This is a genomic window from Croceibacter atlanticus HTCC2559, from assembly GCF_000196315.1.
Lineage (GTDB): Bacteria > Bacteroidota > Bacteroidia > Flavobacteriales > Flavobacteriaceae > Croceibacter > Croceibacter atlanticus.
Map to the genome: position 1 here is coordinate 1,501,573 of NC_014230.1, position 17,420 is coordinate 1,518,992.

Genomic DNA, 17,420 nt, shown 5'->3' on the forward strand with positions numbered 1-17,420 from the left:
TATAAATCTATCTTACGGGCACTTGCTGATTTGCGTATTGTTTTCAACAAAGTAATTAACAAGATTTATTATTAGACTTTACACTATTTAGAATGTCAATAATAATGCCACAGCCTTTCTTGATTTCTTCTTCTGAAATTGTAAGTGGCGGAGATATTCTAAGTGCCTTATTTTCAAATAGTAACCAAAACAAAATAAGTCCTTTTTCCTGACACGCCAAGATGACTTCTGAAGCTATTTCAGCAGATGGTAATATTGGTGCTAACATTAATCCAGAGCCTCTTATTTCTGAAATTAATGGGTGTTTTAATAGCTTTCTGAAGAGTTTTTCCTTCTTTAAAGCTTCTTGCATAAGGTTTGTTTCTGTAATTTCCTGCAAGGTTGCAAGTGCAGAAGCCGCAATAACAGGATTACCACCAAATGTTGTAATATGACCTAATTTAGGGTTGTCACTTAGTAAATCCATTAATGAGTTTGATGCGGTAAATGCCCCAATAGGTAGGCCGCCACCCATACCTTTTCCCATTACTACAATATCTGGTACGACATTAAAATTCTGAAAGCCAAAAAGAGTTCCGGTACGACCAAATCCTGGTTGAATTTCATCTAGAATTAAAAGTGCGCCAACTGTTTTACAGCGATCTTTTACTTTTTTTAAATAATCGTTTTTCGGAAGAATAAATCCAGCACCGCCTTGTATGGTCTCTAATATAACACACGCCGTTTTATCACTAATTTTTGAAAGATGTTCCTCGTTATTAAATTCAATAAAATTCACATCTTCAATTAAAGGTTTAAATGGAGCAGTGCGCTCTTCAATATCCATTAAACTTAAAGAACCCATTGTATTACCATGGTATGCTTTATGTGCAGCGATAATTTCTGTTCTTCCTGTAGCTCTTCTAGCTAGTTTTAATGCGCCCTCAATAGCTTCTGTGCCTGAGTTTACCAAGTAAGTTTTATTTAATGATTTTGGTAAGTTTTTAGCCAGGAGTTTAGATAGTTTTACTGCAGGTTCTTGAGCATATTCCCCATAAACCATAACATGTAAATACTTTTCTAGTTGTGCTTTAATTGCATTAATAACTCGTGGATGCCTATGGCCTAAACTGCAGGCAGAAACTCCAGCAACAAAATCTAAATAGGCTTTATTGTTGGTGTCATAAATGTAAGATCCTTCTGCATAGCTAACTTCTAATGCTAAAGGATGCGGAGTGGTTTGTGCTTGGTAAGTAATGAAATCATCTTTCATAGCTTATAATAATGGTTATGCAAAATTGGCAGAAATGCTAATTGTCTTCCTTAGTTAAGCCTTGCGGGTCTAGTAAGGGCTTTGCATTTGGAGTTATTGTTTGCTTAGGATTTTTTAATAAATCCTTTTTAAGTTTTGGAGCTGTAATGATGCTGTCTTGAGCTTTGTTCTGTAATGTCTCTGGCTTTAGTCTGGAGTTTTCATTTAATAGAAGCTCATCATCTTCATCCCGTTCTTCAAAGAATGCTTTTTCTTCTGTAGGCAAAGGGATACCTTTTATTTTAACAAGTTCTAAAGGTGCTTCGCCTTTAAATAAATCTTCTTTTGTAATTAATTGTTCTGTACCTCGCCAATTAAAACCGGTCAATTTTTTTTCTACATCTGGTTTATTTAGGTCTGGATTAATGGTGCCATCTATCTGTTTATAGTAATACACATCAACAATTTCTCTGTTTTCCATAAGTATGGAGATTGATGATGCCAATGTGTTATTTAAACCGATTAGCTCTTTTTGCTCGTTTCTTAAATAATAGATGGTTTCTGTATTCTTGAGTACATCAACTTGGTATAAATCGTTATCATCATTAAACAACCCAATAAGTTCTTTACCTTTTACTTGGTTGTAACCTTCAATAGAATCTTTCTGAATCATAAACGCATTATTAAAAACCTTTAAGGTGTCTAGCGTTTCTGTCTTAGGATTATTAAGTAGGTGTATAGTGTCTCCGGTAAGTTGACTATTGCTTGACCAGAGTACAGGATTTCCAAGCATTTTTGTGAGACCTGTCTTTTGTTGTATATGGACACTGTCACACTTTCCACTCATATTGCTTTTAAAAAGCCGTGTATCATAAAAGCCTCTTATAACTCTGTTTTCTGGCTTTCCAGTAATCATAAGCGTATCGCTATGTATATATACAGAATCTTTGTCCTGTACAGTTATAGCTAATGCTCTTTTTGTTATAAATACAGAATCTTTATCTCTAAAAACTTCTGCATAATGTCCCTTTATAATGCTTTGGTTAGCGGTATCTGTAACTTTAATGTTATTAGTGGCAGATGCAAAATTCTTTGCGCGATCAAAAAACAAGCTGTCGCCTTCTAATTTCCGATTATCATAATCTATCTGAGAATTTTTAACAAAATATCCAGTATCGCCTCTTGTGTCATAAAAACCACGTTCACAGTAAACTGTACTTGTTTCGCTTTCGATAGTAGATTCACCGTACAAGTATGCGTGACCAGACTTTGTATAAAAATCTAACTGCTCACTATTAATAACGTATTCTGGATTGTTTACCACAACATCCCTTTTAAAAGAATATTTGTCAAGCTCCATATAATAGCGCCCAATTTTACTGGTAATGGTACTTGCAGTATCTCTAACGGTACCACCACTTCTGTAAAAAGCTTGCTGTTTTGTACGGTCAAAAAACAAAGAATCTGTGGTTAAAGTTTGTGATGGTGTGGAAAGCCTAACACCAGTACTTGCAAAAGCAAACTTGGTATTGCCATTATACTCGGCATAGGTACTATTCATATTAACCGTGTCGCCTTGTTTGATCCTTACATTTCCATAAGCTTTAAAGAAATTGTCTTCTTTATAAAACACTGCTTGGTCACACCAAACATCTATACCTTCGTGTAAGAAATGAACTTGTTCTTTTACTTTTGATAAAATTAATGCGCCAGGATATTTAACTTCATCAATTAATGTTCTGTTTGCAGTATAATCTATCTTACTGTCTTTTATAGTGTCTTGTTCTTGCCCATACGTGTATTGCAAGGTTAACAGTGCTATGAGAAGTATATATTTAAGCGTTTTCAACTAAAAGTAAATTTTGTGTAAAAGTAACGAAAAAGACACTGTAACATTGCCTATTGTGTATTTTGATATAAATACGAATTACAAGCTATTGAGTTACAAAATAAAAAAAGCCCTCAATCCTAAAATTGAAGGCTTTTCTAGAGTCAATGAAAGTTGATTATTTTTTCTTAATAGCTTCAACTTCGGCTTTAAGTTTTTCTATTTCCTTTTGTTGTGCTATAATATGCAAGTATAATTCTTCTATCTTCTCTAAGCTTTGTACAGCAAGTTCAGATAAATTAATGGTCATATTATTGTCTTTAACTTCTTTATAAGATGTCACACCAGGTAGATGGTTGTTTTCTTTTACAAACTCTTCTACAGTCTTTAAAGATGTAAAGTTGTAATCTTCTTTTATAGTAGAAGTACCTTTATAATAATTTTGAAATACATAATCCGGATACGTTTGTGTAGCAGAGATAAAGGTATCTGCTTTTACATTACCGCCAGTTGCATCTATACGTTCTGTAGGCGTTTCTACACCAAATCCAAATAGATTGGCATCCAAATCTCCATAAATACTATTTCCTATATTTAATTGGTTACTTATAATAGCACCTGTGCCATTTGTTCCGGCACCTATAAAGATATTGTTACTTCCTTCAGTTACATTTCCACCAGCAAATCTTCCTAAGGCAACATTATTAACACCTGTTGTATTTGAAAACATTGCAGCATATCCAACTCCAGTATTATTATTAGAGTTTATAGAGTTTAAAGCAAAACTACCAACGGCAATATTAAAAGACCCGCTTGTACTTTCACTATATGCAGCAAAACCTACTGCTGTATTTAGGTCTCCAGTACCGTGATTTTGCATGGCAAAGGAACCTAGTGCAGCGTTGCTGCTTCCTTCGCTTTCTTTCATACTGTCTACGCCTATTGATGTATTATCATTACCTGCAGTGCCATTTTCCATAGATCCTGCACCTACTGCAGTATTTCTTGCGCCACCTATATTAAGTCTTAATACTCCTTGACCTAGTCCTGTGTTAAAATCACCCGAAGTTTTTTCTGCCATAACAGCTGTACCAACACCAACATTACCAATAGCACCTGTAATTTGACCCAATGCACCACCTTGTCCTATAGCAACATTGTCGCCAGCTGTAGTAGCACTACCGAGAGCAAATTCACCAAAGGCTAAATTGTTACCGCCATCTGTTAAGTTTAACATAGCCTCATTTCCTATAGCGTAGTTTGTGAAACTTGATGCGGTAGCAACTGCTAGAGCATTTATACCAATACCTATTTGTCTTGAACCTTGGGCTTCTCGCATTGCCTCATATCCAAGTGCTAAGTTACCAAAGCCATCACTATTACCTCTAAGTGCTCTTACTCCAAAACCAGTATTTTCACTTCCAGTAGTATTTGATTCTAATGCTGTAAAACCTGCTGCTGTGTTCGCATTACCTGTTGTATTAGCGGCTTGAGTCCTTCTTCCTAAAGCTACATTTTCATTTCCTTCGGTATTATCTACAAGAGCTTCTACACCAACAGCTACATTTGAGTTTCCAGAGCTTGTGTTTCGCAATGCAGCTGCGCCAACAGCAGTGTTATCTATAGAGCTGGTAGATAACGCTAATGCGTCTATGCCAATAGCAACATTTGCATTACCATCTATATTTGCGTTTAGGGTGTTACCACCAATAGCAACGTTATCGTTTCCAGTTGTATTACTCCTTAAGGAGTTATTTCCCAATGCGACATTAGAATTTCCTTCGGTATTAGCAGCCATTGCTTCAGTACCTATACCCACATTATCTTCACCTGTGGTATTTCCAACTAGTGCTATAAGACCGATACCAACATTGCGCTCACCTGAGGTATTATTTTCTAATGCGCTTCCTCCAATTCCAACGTTAAACTGTCCTGTTGTTGTCAATCTAAGTGTATTAGGACCAACGCCGACATTACCATTTGCTTCAGTTGCTGTAGAAAGTGATTGATTACCAACAGCCACATTATCATTTCCTATAGTATTAGAGCCTAAAGTGTTTCCACCAATAGCAACATTATTAAAACCTTCTGTATTATTGCTCAGAGCAACAACACCTAAGGCTACATTGTCACCGCCAGTTGTGTTGCTTGTCATAGCGTTATTTCCTAAAGCTATGTTATTTTGTCCTGTGGTATTTTGAGACAATGCCACTTGCCCTAATCCAATATTTTGATTTCCAGATGTGTTTGCTGAAAGCACATTGTCACCAATTGCAATATTAAATTGTCCTGTATTAACAGGTAAAGTCCCATTACCTATGGCTACATTAGACGTTCCTGTTGAGCCAGCACCTAATGCATTATTTCCTAATCCGATATTTTGATCCTCAAACCTTGCAACTTGTACGTTATTACGCTTTAAGATAAGGTCTTGATCATTTGTTGAGCCTAGAAAGTCTATAGCTTCATCAATAGTATTACCTTGTAGTGTCCAGTCTGAACTCATGCTATTGGAACTACCAGATACAGATGCATATTTTGCATAAGGGACACTAAGAAGTCTGCTAGAACCTACTAGAGTGTAGTTTGTGCCACCACTAGGATCTGTCTCTGTAGTTACAAAATGAGACGCATTGCCCCAATCTATTACGCTAAAATCTCCAGATACTACTGTCCCTTCACTAATGATGAGAGAGATTAAGCCAACGTCTGATGTAGTGACAGTGTGAGTTTCTTGATATACTAATGGTCCACTAGTAGATCCTTCATAAATACCAACTCTAATAGATACGTTTTGGTTGTCTATTGGAAGTCCATCTGTATCTCTAATGATAGACTGGTAGCTGAAACCTTCATTATTTTGCGCTATTGCAAATGAAGAAGTAAGCATAATAGCTACTAGAGCTAATGCTGAAAAAATGTAGTTAATTTTCATAATAATAAATTTATCGTTTAACGATTCTTGTTATTTTTATGGGGCTGTTGTTTTCTAAAAGTTGAAGAATGTAAATACCACTTGAGAGGTAATCCATTTGCAAGGTTGTACGTTCTGCTGTTATAGTGTTTGCAGAGATTTGTTTTCCTAAAGTATCGTATAGTTTATAAGACAGATTAGAGTCCCATTGCTTAATTTCCAAATGCACGCTATTGTTTGTTGGGTTAGGATAAATGGAAGTTTCCAAAGCTAAAGGGTTGTTTTCTTCTGTGCTTAAAACCTCTATAAATAAAGGTTGCTGCACACCTTGAACTTCTTGTGTGTTTGCAGAGGCATTTTCAAGGTAAAAAACTTGCCCAATACTAGCTGTCTGTAAAATGTCATTTTGTGGTGGCGAATTAATTGCAGCAGCATTAATTGAGGTTTGTGCAAAGAGCGGAATAGTAAGTAAGCTCAAGAACAATAACCACAGATAGGTTTTGATGTTGATTTTCATATATTATTGATTTAAAGTTCGTTAGTGAAGTTACTTAGGAACGCCTCGTCTTGAAATACCTAATATTAAGTATATTTTTAAGTGATTAAATGATTGATTTATAGTAAGTAACGGCAAGCTGAGGTTAGTGAGAGTAGCACTTGGCACTTTAAATAGTAAGATACAAGACATAAAAGGTTAAGATATAAACTTCATAACTAAAAGCTAAACTTGCAATGTTGCCTAAGCTTTGCTTATTTCTTATCTTCGCGAGACTGTAATAAAAGTAGATTTATTTTAAATATTAAAGCAATTTTTCAATGAAGCAAGCCACTATAAAGTATACAAAGACAGATGAAGCTCCAATGTTAGCTACACATTCGTTTTTACCTATTGTACAACGATTTACTAAAACATCTAACATTACTATCGATGTAGAAGACATCTCATTGGCAGGCAGAATTATTGCAACATTTTCAGACCGTCTTACAGAAGAGCAAAAGCAATACGATGCTTTGGCAGCACTTGGTGAACTTGCTAAGCAACCAGAAGCTAACATAATAAAGCTTCCTAACATTAGTGCATCTGTACCTCAACTAAACGCAGCAGTATTAGAGTTGCAGGCAAAAGGTTTTGATATTCCTACTTATCCGGAAGATGCAGAAACAGAAGAAGACAAAGCTTTAAGAGCAAAATTTGCAAAATGTTTAGGTAGTGCTGTAAACCCTGTGTTGCGTGAAGGTAATTCAGATAGACGTGCACCTAAGCCAGTTAAGCAATATGCTAAGAACAATCCACATAGAATGGGCGAGTGGTCTTCAGACTCAAAATCTCACGTTTCTACAATGGATCACGGTGACTTTAGGCACAATGAAAAATCTGTAACTATTAAAAATGCAGGATCTCTAAAAATTGAGCACGTTGGTAAGGATGGAGAAGTAACTACATTAAAAGACAAGGTTTCAGTTTTAGATGGCGAAGTTATAGATGCGTCTGTAATGGAAAAAACGGCATTAATTAACTTCTTGAAAGAGCAGGTTAAAGATGCTAAGGATAAAGGCATTTTGTTTTCATTGCATATGAAAGCAACAATGATGAAAGTAAGTGACCCAAAGATTTTTGGCCATGCAGTAAGAGTATTCTTTGCACCTGTATTCGAAAAATATGGAGAAACTTTTGACGAGTTAGGAGTAGATGTAAATAATGGTTTTGGAGATTTAATAGCTAAACTACCAGAATTACCAAACGCTAAGCGAGAAGAGATTGAAGCAGCTATTGAAGCTTGTTACAATGAACAACCAGATTTAGCAATGGTAAATAGTGATAAAGGAATTACAAATTTACACGTACCAAGTGATGTTATTATAGATGCTTCTATGCCAGCTATGATTCGTACTTCTGGACAAATGTGGAACAAAGAAGGCAACCAACAAGATACAAAGGCGGTAATTCCAGATAGTAGTTATGCCGGTATTTATCAAGAAACTATTGAATTTTGTAAGACACACGGTGCTTTTGACCCTACGACTATGGGAACTGTGCCAAATGTTGGACTTATGGCTCAAAAAGCAGAAGAATATGGTTCTCACGATAAAACATTCGAAATTGAGACTGAAGGTACTGTTCGAGTTGTAGATGCTCAAGGCAATACACTAACAGAGCACAATGTTTCTGAAGGTGATATTTGGAGAATGTGCCAAGTAAAAGATTTACCAATTCAAGATTGGGTAAAATTAGCCGTAAGAAGAGCAAAAGCTTCTCAAACACCAGCTATTTTCTGGTTAGATAAGACAAGAGCCCACGATGCAGAACTTATTACTAAGGTAAATACCTATTTAGCAGACTTAGATACAGATGGCTTAGACATACAAATTATGTCTCCTGTTGAAGCTACTAAATATACGTTAGCTAGAATGAGAGAAGGTAAGGATACCATCTCTGTAACAGGAAACGTATTACGTGATTATAATACAGATTTATTCCCAATTTTAGAATTAGGGACAAGTGCAAAAATGTTATCTATAGTACCATTAATGAATGGTGGTGGTTTATTTGAAACGGGTGCTGGTGGTAGTGCTCCTAAGCACGTACAGCAGTTTGTAGAAGAAGGTCACTTACGTTGGGATTCTTTAGGAGAGTTTTTAGCGCTTGCTGTATCTCTTGAGCATTTATCTGAATTTGCAGACAACCCTAAAGCTCAAATCTTGGCAGATACTTTAGATGAAGCAACAGTAAAGTTTTTAGAAAACAGAAAATCGCCGTCTCGTAAGGTTAATGAATTAGATAACCGAGGTAGTCATTTTTACTTAGCAATGTATTGGGCACAAGGATTAGCATCTCAAGATAAAGATGCAGATCTAAAAGATGAGTTTGCTAGTCTTGCAGAAACTATGCAAGCTAATGAAGATAAGATTATTAAAGAGTTAAATGCAGCTCAAGGTGCTCCTGTAAATATCGATGGATACTACTACCCAGATTATAACAAAGTGAGTAAAGCTATGAGACCAAGTGAAACACTTAATGCTATTTTAAACTAATTACTAGTTTATATTAATTTAAAAAGCTTCCTAAGATTATCTTAGGAAGCTTTTTTTATGTTTAAAAATAAAAGCCATTTCCCTAAAGCGAAATGCTAAAAGAAATGGCTTTTTAGAATTGTTTAAATTTGTGTAGCATCTCTTTCAATGCGTTACTGGTATCTGTTTTTAAACGAACCCGACACAGAAACAATTCTGCTAAATCTAAATTTATACATCTCTTATAAGACTATTATAAAAGCGAATCCTAAAGATTTAGAACGGTCATTATAGTAAAGTGAATTACAATTTAAATTATAAATTAACTCTTACTAATAGACCAAAGTAATGAACGTTTATTACTGTATTAAAGTATCTGTAACTCCTTGCGACGTTAGGTATTCTTTAATAACATTACTAATGTAATATAAAATTAAATAAATGACATTATAATATAACTATTTAGTTTTTAACTTGTTATAAACCTTTGTTATTAACATTTGTTGATATGTAGTCTTAGTTAATCTTTGTTAAGGTAACACCTGTCGGGATTGAGAATCCTGGCTGTATTTCTGGGCTTATACCTTCTATATAAATGCCGCCTTTGCCTCTAAGGCTCCAATCTGCTTTCGTGGCTAAAATACTGCCATTACTTTGGGTAAGATATTCTGTGATCTCTAATCTTCCGTTGCCAAGCTTTTCTTTTGCATAATCACTAAACTGAAAATGGAATGTTAGATCTGAAGGATGACCACTACCGTATATAGGTACATATGCACCGCTCCAAAAATTAGTGCTGTTTACAACATTGTCTAAGGTGTTAACAACCACAATGCCATCTTCTACATATTTGTATTTGCCGACAAGATAATCTTTATATATGTCACTAAAATGTACATATACCATTTCTATTTTTTCAAACACTAATGTTAAGGTACTGTTGCCATCTGTCCATTCCCAAGTGCCCACAAAAGGTTGGTAGGCGTTGGTTGTATCTTTGTAATAACATCCTGGTGTAAGCTCGATTGAGTAATCATTTTCTCGAGCTTCCATAGAGATAATGGGTTGCTGTGCATTGCAGTAAACACCAATTAGTAGAAAAAATATAAAAGTGATTCTCATTATTACTTTAAAAATTAAAAAAAAAAGCCTTTCAACTCTAAGAGAAGAAAGGCTTTTAATGTGTTTAGAGTGAAAACTACTCAGTAAAACGACGTTCTTTAATACGTGCTTTTTTACCAGTAAGGTTTCTAAGGTAGTATATACGTGCTCTACGTACTTTACCACGCTTGTTAACTTCTACTTTTTGTAAAGCAGGCATGTTAACTGGGAAGATACGCTCTACACCTACAGTACCACTCATCTTACGGATAGTAAATGTTTCTGTAAGACCTTTTCCTCTACGTTGTATTACTACACCGCGGAAAAACTGCGTACGAGATTTTTCACCTTCCTTAATTTCGTAATACACTGTTATAGTGTCTCCAGCTACAAATTCTGGAAATTCTTTTTTTGTAACGAATTCGTCTTGAACAAATTTGATTAACGAGTCCATAGTATATGGTTTTGTGTTTAGTTTGAAACAACATTCGCGATTCTCGCCAGAGGTTATTTTAAATCGAGGTGCAAAATTACTTATTTTTTTCTATTAACCAAGTGTTTTTTAATAGAATATGCAATTATTCCCAACCTACCCAAAATTGCTTAATAACTGCATTATCAGGAATTTGAGAGGCTTCAATTTTTGTGCTAGTGTCAAACTGTAGTTTGCTTGGTAACTGTTTCTTGTCTATTGTAACATAAGCGTTAATCTCATCTATAAAAATTACGGCAGAGCTCAACGTATTTTCAATTCTTGAAATTGGGTAAAATTCTTGTATGTCTTTAAAGGTGCTTTTTACAGTAAGACCTTTTTCAGTTTTGTAACGATCATCTATAATACGTATGTTAGCAATTGTGCTTGTGCTATCAAATTCTTCAGATGGTGCTAAGTGTAATAAGTAGGTACCACCTTTTTCATAAATATCTATTTCTGCGCCGCCATTTATAAATTCATCTCCAGTAATATTGTTCACAATGGAGTCTTGGCTGTAAATAGAATCTAATTGGCTTACTTTAATATCCTTGGTGAGCTTGCCAATATTTGTTGCTGTAATTAAAAAAGGGTCTTGTTCTTTTTCGCAAGATGTAAAGAAGATACAAAGTATTGCAATTGCTAAAAGGTTCTTCATGAGTATGTAGGATTTTAGTTTTAAAAACGTTTAATAGTCTTCGAAAGTAATGTACTTTACAGTAAGCTCAAAATTGATTAGTGTCTATTTAATAAATTTTATGAGCGATGGGTATAACGAACGGTTCCTTCCAGCTCTTAACTTTATTGCAGATCCTATAGCTAAACTACAATTTAGTAAATACAATAGGATAACAATGTAAAACAACATAGAGCTACCGGAATAATGCATAACTTTAAATAGAGTGGCCAGTATTATAATTCCAAATGTGATAAGTGACCATATAATTTGAAAATTTAATATAGTTGCACCCACTTTATGTAACCCTATAATTTTATTTTTTTTAGGCATCCAAAGTATTAATGGTAATATGATGTTGCCTAGCGGTAAGATAATAACTGATAAAACTGAAAGGTGTAGTGCTATATGATAGGTTTTGTCTTCCTCTTTACCGTAAACAGCAAGGTCTTCAATATTTAATTGTAATGCAGTACATATTAAATGTAGTGTTTTGCCGCGTGGTTCATTTTTATTGGTTTCTATACGCTGTATGGTTCTCAAGCTTACCTTAGCGGAATCTGCCAATTCTTCCTGAGAAAGTCCTTTTTGTTTTCTTGCGTCTTTAATTTTTTGACCTAGGTGACTCATGATATATGTTTTAAATTATGCATCAAAACTAATTGTGAACATATATAATCTCTTGCGTCTTGTGTGTGACATGTTTACGACATTTATGTCAAAAGTCTGTAAAACAAATATTTAGATATGGTTGTTATTTAATCATTTTACCTAAGATGCCTAGCACACCTCTAATTACTGTGGCACTGGTAAGCACTTTTATTATGGCTTTTTGAGTATCGCTAGTTGTATTTCTTGACCGTGTTTTTCTTCTGCTTGTTGCTTTTTTTGCTTCTTTTTCTAGCTCTTCGCGTTCTGCTTGGGCTTTAGATTTTGCTTCTTCTTCAGCAGCTTTAGCAATTTTTTCTTCCAACATTTCGTTGGCACTTTTTCGGTCTATCACTTCATTATACTTATCTGCTAGGTAAGATTCTTCATTAAGTGTTTTAATTTCTTTGTCTGTAAGTATATCCATTCGGCTCATAGGAGCTCGCATCATAGTAGCAGCTAAAGGTGTTGGTCTTCCTTTTTCATCTAATGCAGAGACTAAGGCTTCTCCTATTCCTAAAGATGTAAGAACATCTGCTGTATCATAAAACGGAGATATAGGATAGTTTTCTGCAGTTAGCTTAATGGCTTTTCTATCTTTTGCTGTAAATGCACGTAAGGCATGTTGCACCTTTAAACCTAATTGGCTTAAGACACCATCTGGAACATCTGTTGGGTTTTGAGTTACAAAATAAAGACCTACACCTTTAGAGCGAATTAACTTTACAATACTTTCAATTTGTGAGTGTAATGCTTTAGAAGCTTCTTTAAATATAAGATGTGCTTCATCTATAAAAATTATGAGTTCTGGTTTGCCGCTATCTCCTTGTTCTGGAAACGTTGAGTATATCTCGGCTAATAAACTTAACATAAATGTTGAAAACAACTTAGGCCTGTCTTGTATATCGGTTAGGCGAATAATATTTATATAACCTTTACCATTACTATCTGTACGTTTAAGGTCTTTAACTTCAAAAGAACGTTCACCAAAAAATATATCTGCGCCTTGTTGTTCAAGCTCTACTATCTTTCTGAGAATTGCGCCGGTAGATGCAGATGAAATCCTACCGTAATCCTTCTCCAATTCTTCCTTACCTTCATTTGTAGAGTATTGCAAAACTTTTTTAAAATCTTCAAGATCTAGTAAAGGCAGTTTATTGTCATCGCAATATTTAAAGATAACAGAGATAATACCACTTTGGGCATCACTGGCATCTAATATTCTAGAAAATAAAACAGGTCCAAACTCACTTACCGTAGCTCTTAACCTCACGCCATCTTGGTCGCTAAGGCTCAAAAGCTCAACAGGAAACTTACTGGCATTAAAAGGTAATCCTATTTTTTCATGACGTTCATCTATTTTCGGGTGGCCTTCACTTGCTGCTGCCAAGCCACTTAAGTCACCCTTCATATCCATAAGTAAAACAGGTACACCTTTATCACTTAGGTTTTCTGCCAGTACTTGTAAAGATTTAGTCTTACCAGTTCCAGTAGCACCAGCAATAAGACCGTGACGGTTCATCGTTTTAAGCGGAATTTTTACAAGGGCATTGGTAATAGTTTCGCCATCCAGCATAGCTGCGCCAAGATTAATACTATCACCTTTAAATGTATTGCCGTTATCTATAACCGCTTTAAACTCGTCTCTTTTAGTCATGGCTCTTTAAAATTAGACGATAAAAATAGGAATACATTTATGGGTTTACAATATTACTTTTATAATAATAAAGGTTAGAGACAATCCTTCTATTTCAAAAGGAATACCCTTATCTTTGCCAGCTATGACGAAAGAAGAGATATCTCAATTGGTTGAAGAAGGTAAGATGTTGCCACTTATGGAAGAATTTTACACCATACAAGGTGAAGGTTATCATAAGGGAACGGCTGCTTATTTTATAAGAATTGGTGGTTGCGATGTAGGTTGCCATTGGTGTGATGTAAAAGAGAGTTGGGATGCAGAGAAACATCCGCCAACCGCAACAGAGCGTATAGTTTCTGAAGCTGTAAAATACTCTAAGACTATTGTTGTTACTGGAGGCGAACCATTAACTTGGGATATGACACTGTTAACTCAGATGCTTAAAGCTGAAGGTGCTCAAACACATATTGAAACAAGTGGTGCATATACATTAACTGGTAAATGGGACTGGATATGCCTATCTCCTAAGAAGTTAAAGCTTCCTACTAAAGAGGTTTATGAAAAAGCTAATGAGCTTAAAGTTATTATCTTTAATAAACACGATTTAAAATTTGCAGAAGAACAAGCAGCAAAAGTAAATAAGGATTGTATTTTGTATTTGCAACCAGAGTGGAGTGTAAGAGACAAAGTAGTGCCTTTAATTGTTGACTTTGTGATGGCAAACCCACAATGGAAAGTAAGTTTGCAAACACATAAGTATTTGAATATTCCGTAATAACTTTAACTAACTAAATAATTAAAAAATGAAAACGTATTTTATTTCTGCACTTGTGTGTTTAATGTCTGTAATGTCTTGGGGTCAAGTAGAAGAAGGTTACGAAGACACCTTAAAAAAGATGTTTGAAGTATCTGGTACAGAAGCTGCTTATCAATCTACAATTAAACAAATGGTAGGTATGTATAAATCACAAAAATCAGATGTGCCTGCAGATGCTTGGGATTCTTTAGAAAAGGAATTTTTAGCAATGTCTTTAAATGATTTAACTAAAATGTTAGTGCCTGTATATAGTAAGCACTTAACAAAGAATGATTTAGAAGAGTTAATTGCATTTTATCAAACCGAAGTAGGTACTAAATTTGCAAATAGCACACCGGCAATTATGCAAGAATCTATGCAGGTAGGACAGCAATGGGGAATGGAGCTTGGAAAACGTTTCAATGAAAAAATGTCTGAGCAAGGTTACTAAACTACGTTTCAGTATAAATACAAAACCCCGAAACATTAGTTTCGGGGTTTTTGTTTGTAAGTAGGTTCTTAAATTTAGATAGACATAAATGGTATCTCTACATATGTATTATCCCAACCCATCATTAAATGAGTACCGTTTTCAACAGGCTTAAATGCCATAGAAAAAGATTCAATAGGCTTAGGAGAAGTTCTTACAGGTACATTAATTCTAACTACATCCATTTCTTCCTTGTAATCATAAGCACCCCAAACATTATTTGCTTTGTTTAAGATAACCGTCCATTCCTTCTCATTAGGAATAGTATATAATGTATATGTACCAGCACTTACTTTTTTTCCTCCTACAGTCATATCTCTATAAAAGGTAACTTCAGATGCTTCATTTGCACCCGTACGCCAAACTTTACCATATGGTACAAGATTTCCGAAAATCTCACGATCTTTCATTTGTGGTCTACTATACATAACTCTTGCAATGGGCTCTTTCTTTTCATTTCTAAAAAGGGTTACATCTAAAGGACTAACATCCATTTTAGAAAAGTTAACCTTGTCTGAGTCTTTTGTCATTTTGTCTTGTGCAGTAGCTACAGATGTTGCAAATACAATTGCAACAAGCATCATAATATGTTTCATTGGTTTTAGTTTTTAATTAATTTTTGACTTTGTCTTAAAGATACAGCAAGACTTACACCAAAACAGTTAATACATTGTTTAACTTCTGTTAAATCCTTAATACTACAAGTTGTAAGTTGAAAGCTATTATTAGTAAGTTTAGAATTTAAAAATGTTACTAATAATTGATATTTAGTTTTAAATTATCACCATAATAGAGCATAGTGTTTACATAATGTAATCTTATATTCATATTTGTGTATATAAAGAAAACAAAACAAACTAAATTATAGTATTATGTGTGGAATAGTATGCGCATTCGATTTAAAAGAAAAGTCTGAAGTTTTAAGACCTCAAGTGTTAGAAATGGCAAAAGCTATACGTCATCGTGGTCCAGATTGGAGCGGTATTTATAGCGATGATAAGGTTATAATGGCTCACGAAAGATTGGCTATTGTAGATCCAGCATCTGGTAAACAACCGTTATTGAGTGATGATCGTAAACTTATATTAGCTGCGAATGGAGAGATTTACAACCATAGGGAATTACGTAAGCAGTTTGAAGGAAAGTATGATTTTAAAACTGAAAGTGACTGCGAGGTTATTTTAGCTTTATATAAGGAAAAAGGAGTTGACTTTATAGACGATATGAATGGCATTTTTGGTTTTGCTATTTATGATGCGGAAAAGGATGAATATTTCGTGGCTAGAGACCATATGGGAATTATTCCATTATATATTGGTTGGGATCAAAACGGAACATTTTACGTAGCTTCAGAATTAAAGGCGTTAGAAGGTGTTTGTTCTAAAATTCAATTATTTCCTCCAGGACATTATATGTCTAGTAAAGACGGAAAATTTGTAAAATGGTATAAAAGAGATTGGACAGAATTTGATGCTGTAAAAGATAATGAAACTAGCATTGCTAAAATTAAAGAGGCGCTGGAAGCTGCTGTACAAAGACAGTTAATGAGTGATGTGCCATATGGTGTATTGCTTTCTGGCGGATTAGACTCCTCTGTAACATCTGCAATAGCAAAAAAATATGCTCAAAAAAGAGTAGAAAGTGATGGTAAAAAAGATGCTTGGTGGCCACAACTGCATAGTTTTTCTGTAGGTTTAGAGGGTTCTCCAGACTTAGCTGCTGCACGCAAAGTTGCAGACCATATAGATACAGTACATCACGAAATTAAATTCACAATCCAAGAAGGTTTAGATGCAATAAGAGATGTTATTTACAATCTCGAAACATATGACATAACAACAATACGTGCAAGTACGCCAATGTATTTAATGGCACGTGTCATTAAGTCTATGGGGATAAAAATGGTGCTGTCTGGTGAAGGTGCAGATGAGTTGTTTGGTGGCTATTTATACTTTCACAAGGCTCCAAATGCTCAAGAGTTTCACGAAGAAACTGTTCGTAAATTAAGTAAACTACACATGTATGATTGCTTGCGTGCTAATAAGAGTTTAGCGGCTTGGGGAATTGAAGGTCGTGTACCATTTTTAGATAAAGAGTTTATGGATGTTGCAATGAGTATAAACCCACAAGATAAAATGATTAATGGTGAGCGTATGGAAAAGTGGGTAGTACGTAAAGCGTTTGAAGATATGATACCAGAAAGTGTGGCGTGGAGACAAAAAGAGCAGTTTAGTGATGGTGTTGGTTACAGTTGGATAGATACTTTAAAAGAAATGGTAAACGATTTAATAACAGATGAACAAATGGCAAATGCACATTTTAGATTCCCTATACAAACGCCTCAAAACAAAGAGGAGTTTTATTACCGTAGTATTTTTGAAGAGCATTTCCCTAGTGACGCTGCGGCACTTTGTGTTCCTCAGGAGCCAAGTGTGGCGTGTAGTACTAAAATTGCTTTAGAGTGGGATGAAGCATTTAAAGATATGAATGATCCTAGTGGTAGAGCTGTTGCCAAAGTTCATGATGATGCTTACCAAGAAAAAGAAGCTGTAGCAGTATAAAGATTAAATTTAGTTATGTTTTGTTTTCAAGGGCTCTGAAATTCCAATTCAG

General features: G+C 34.9%; 14 protein-coding genes. 4 read left to right on the top strand and 10 right to left on the bottom strand.

The genetic code is table 11. The features are described from left to right. Positions 1-55 precede the first annotated feature (55 nt). The 4 genes from CA2559_RS06755 to CA2559_RS06770 form a co-directional block, all read right to left on the bottom strand. Entirely contained in the window at positions 56-1,252 is a 1,197-nt protein-coding gene (locus CA2559_RS06755) for an aspartate aminotransferase family protein (protein WP_013187107.1), read from the bottom strand. Between the two features lie 37 nt (positions 1,253-1,289). Continuing rightward, positions 1,290-3,080 carry an OstA-like protein gene (locus CA2559_RS06760; RefSeq protein WP_148232788.1) on the bottom strand — a complete coding sequence of 597 codons (1,791 nt, stop codon included), beginning with the start codon at positions 3,078-3,080 and terminating at the stop codon, positions 1,290-1,292. Between the two features lie 157 nt (positions 3,081-3,237). Next, a complete protein-coding gene (locus CA2559_RS13570; RefSeq protein ID WP_013187109.1) occupies positions 3,238-5,994 on the bottom strand; it encodes a beta strand repeat-containing protein in 2,757 nt (918 codons plus the stop codon). Between the two features lie 10 nt (positions 5,995-6,004). Then, positions 6,005-6,490 carry a T9SS type A sorting domain-containing protein gene (locus CA2559_RS06770; protein WP_041240941.1) on the bottom strand — a complete coding sequence of 162 codons (486 nt, stop codon included), beginning with the start codon at positions 6,488-6,490 and terminating at the stop codon, positions 6,005-6,007. Between the two features lie 299 nt (positions 6,491-6,789). On the opposite strand from CA2559_RS06770, the gene CA2559_RS06775 reads away from it, so the two are divergent. After that, positions 6,790-9,006, top strand: a complete 2,217-nt coding sequence (locus CA2559_RS06775) for an NADP-dependent isocitrate dehydrogenase (RefSeq protein WP_013187111.1) — start codon at positions 6,790-6,792, stop codon at positions 9,004-9,006. Positions 9,007-9,501: 495 nt separating this feature from the next. On the opposite strand, the gene CA2559_RS06780 is transcribed toward CA2559_RS06775, so the two are convergent. The 5 genes from CA2559_RS06780 to CA2559_RS06800 form a co-directional block, all read right to left on the bottom strand. Beyond that, positions 9,502-10,107: a DUF6705 family protein gene (locus tag CA2559_RS06780; protein WP_148232789.1), complete on the bottom strand. Its 606-nt coding sequence runs from the start codon at positions 10,105-10,107 to the stop codon at positions 9,502-9,504. Between the two features lie 76 nt (positions 10,108-10,183). Beyond that, positions 10,184-10,540, bottom strand: a complete 357-nt coding sequence (gene rplS, locus CA2559_RS06785) for a 50S ribosomal protein L19 (RefSeq protein WP_013187113.1) — start codon at positions 10,538-10,540, stop codon at positions 10,184-10,186. 124 nt (positions 10,541-10,664) lie between these two features. Continuing rightward, positions 10,665-11,216 carry a hypothetical protein gene (locus CA2559_RS06790; protein WP_013187114.1) on the bottom strand — a complete coding sequence of 184 codons (552 nt, stop codon included), beginning with the start codon at positions 11,214-11,216 and terminating at the stop codon, positions 10,665-10,667. Between the two features lie 84 nt (positions 11,217-11,300). Then, the gene (locus CA2559_RS06795; protein ID WP_013187115.1) at positions 11,301-11,864 is read right to left on the bottom strand and encodes a helix-turn-helix domain-containing protein; all 564 of its coding nucleotides are present in this window, start codon (positions 11,862-11,864) and stop codon (positions 11,301-11,303) included. A 124-nt stretch (positions 11,865-11,988) separates the two neighbouring features. Then, positions 11,989-13,539, bottom strand: coding sequence for a helicase HerA-like domain-containing protein (locus CA2559_RS06800; protein WP_013187116.1), 1,551 nt, complete (start codon positions 13,537-13,539; stop codon positions 11,989-11,991). A gap of 124 nt (positions 13,540-13,663) precedes the next feature. Here CA2559_RS06800 and CA2559_RS06805 point away from each other — a divergent pair, with 124 nt between their 5' ends. Further along, positions 13,664-14,296 (top strand): 7-carboxy-7-deazaguanine synthase QueE, encoded by a 633-nt coding sequence (locus CA2559_RS06805; RefSeq protein WP_013187117.1) that lies wholly within the window; start codon positions 13,664-13,666, stop codon positions 14,294-14,296. A 28-nt stretch (positions 14,297-14,324) separates the two neighbouring features. Next, positions 14,325-14,768, top strand: a complete 444-nt coding sequence (locus CA2559_RS06810; RefSeq protein ID WP_013187118.1) for a DUF2059 domain-containing protein — start codon at positions 14,325-14,327, stop codon at positions 14,766-14,768. A 74-nt stretch (positions 14,769-14,842) separates the two neighbouring features. Here the strand turns inward: CA2559_RS06810 and CA2559_RS06815 are convergent, their stop codons facing one another. Then, complete coding sequence (locus CA2559_RS06815; protein ID WP_013187119.1) at positions 14,843-15,403, bottom strand: DUF2911 domain-containing protein; 561 nt, start codon at positions 15,401-15,403, stop codon at positions 14,843-14,845. 276 nt (positions 15,404-15,679) lie between these two features. Here CA2559_RS06815 and asnB point away from each other — a divergent pair, with 276 nt between their 5' ends. Further along, positions 15,680-17,368, top strand: coding sequence for an asparagine synthase B (gene asnB / locus CA2559_RS06820; protein ID WP_013187120.1), 1,689 nt, complete (start codon positions 15,680-15,682; stop codon positions 17,366-17,368). Positions 17,369-17,420 lie beyond the last annotated feature (52 nt).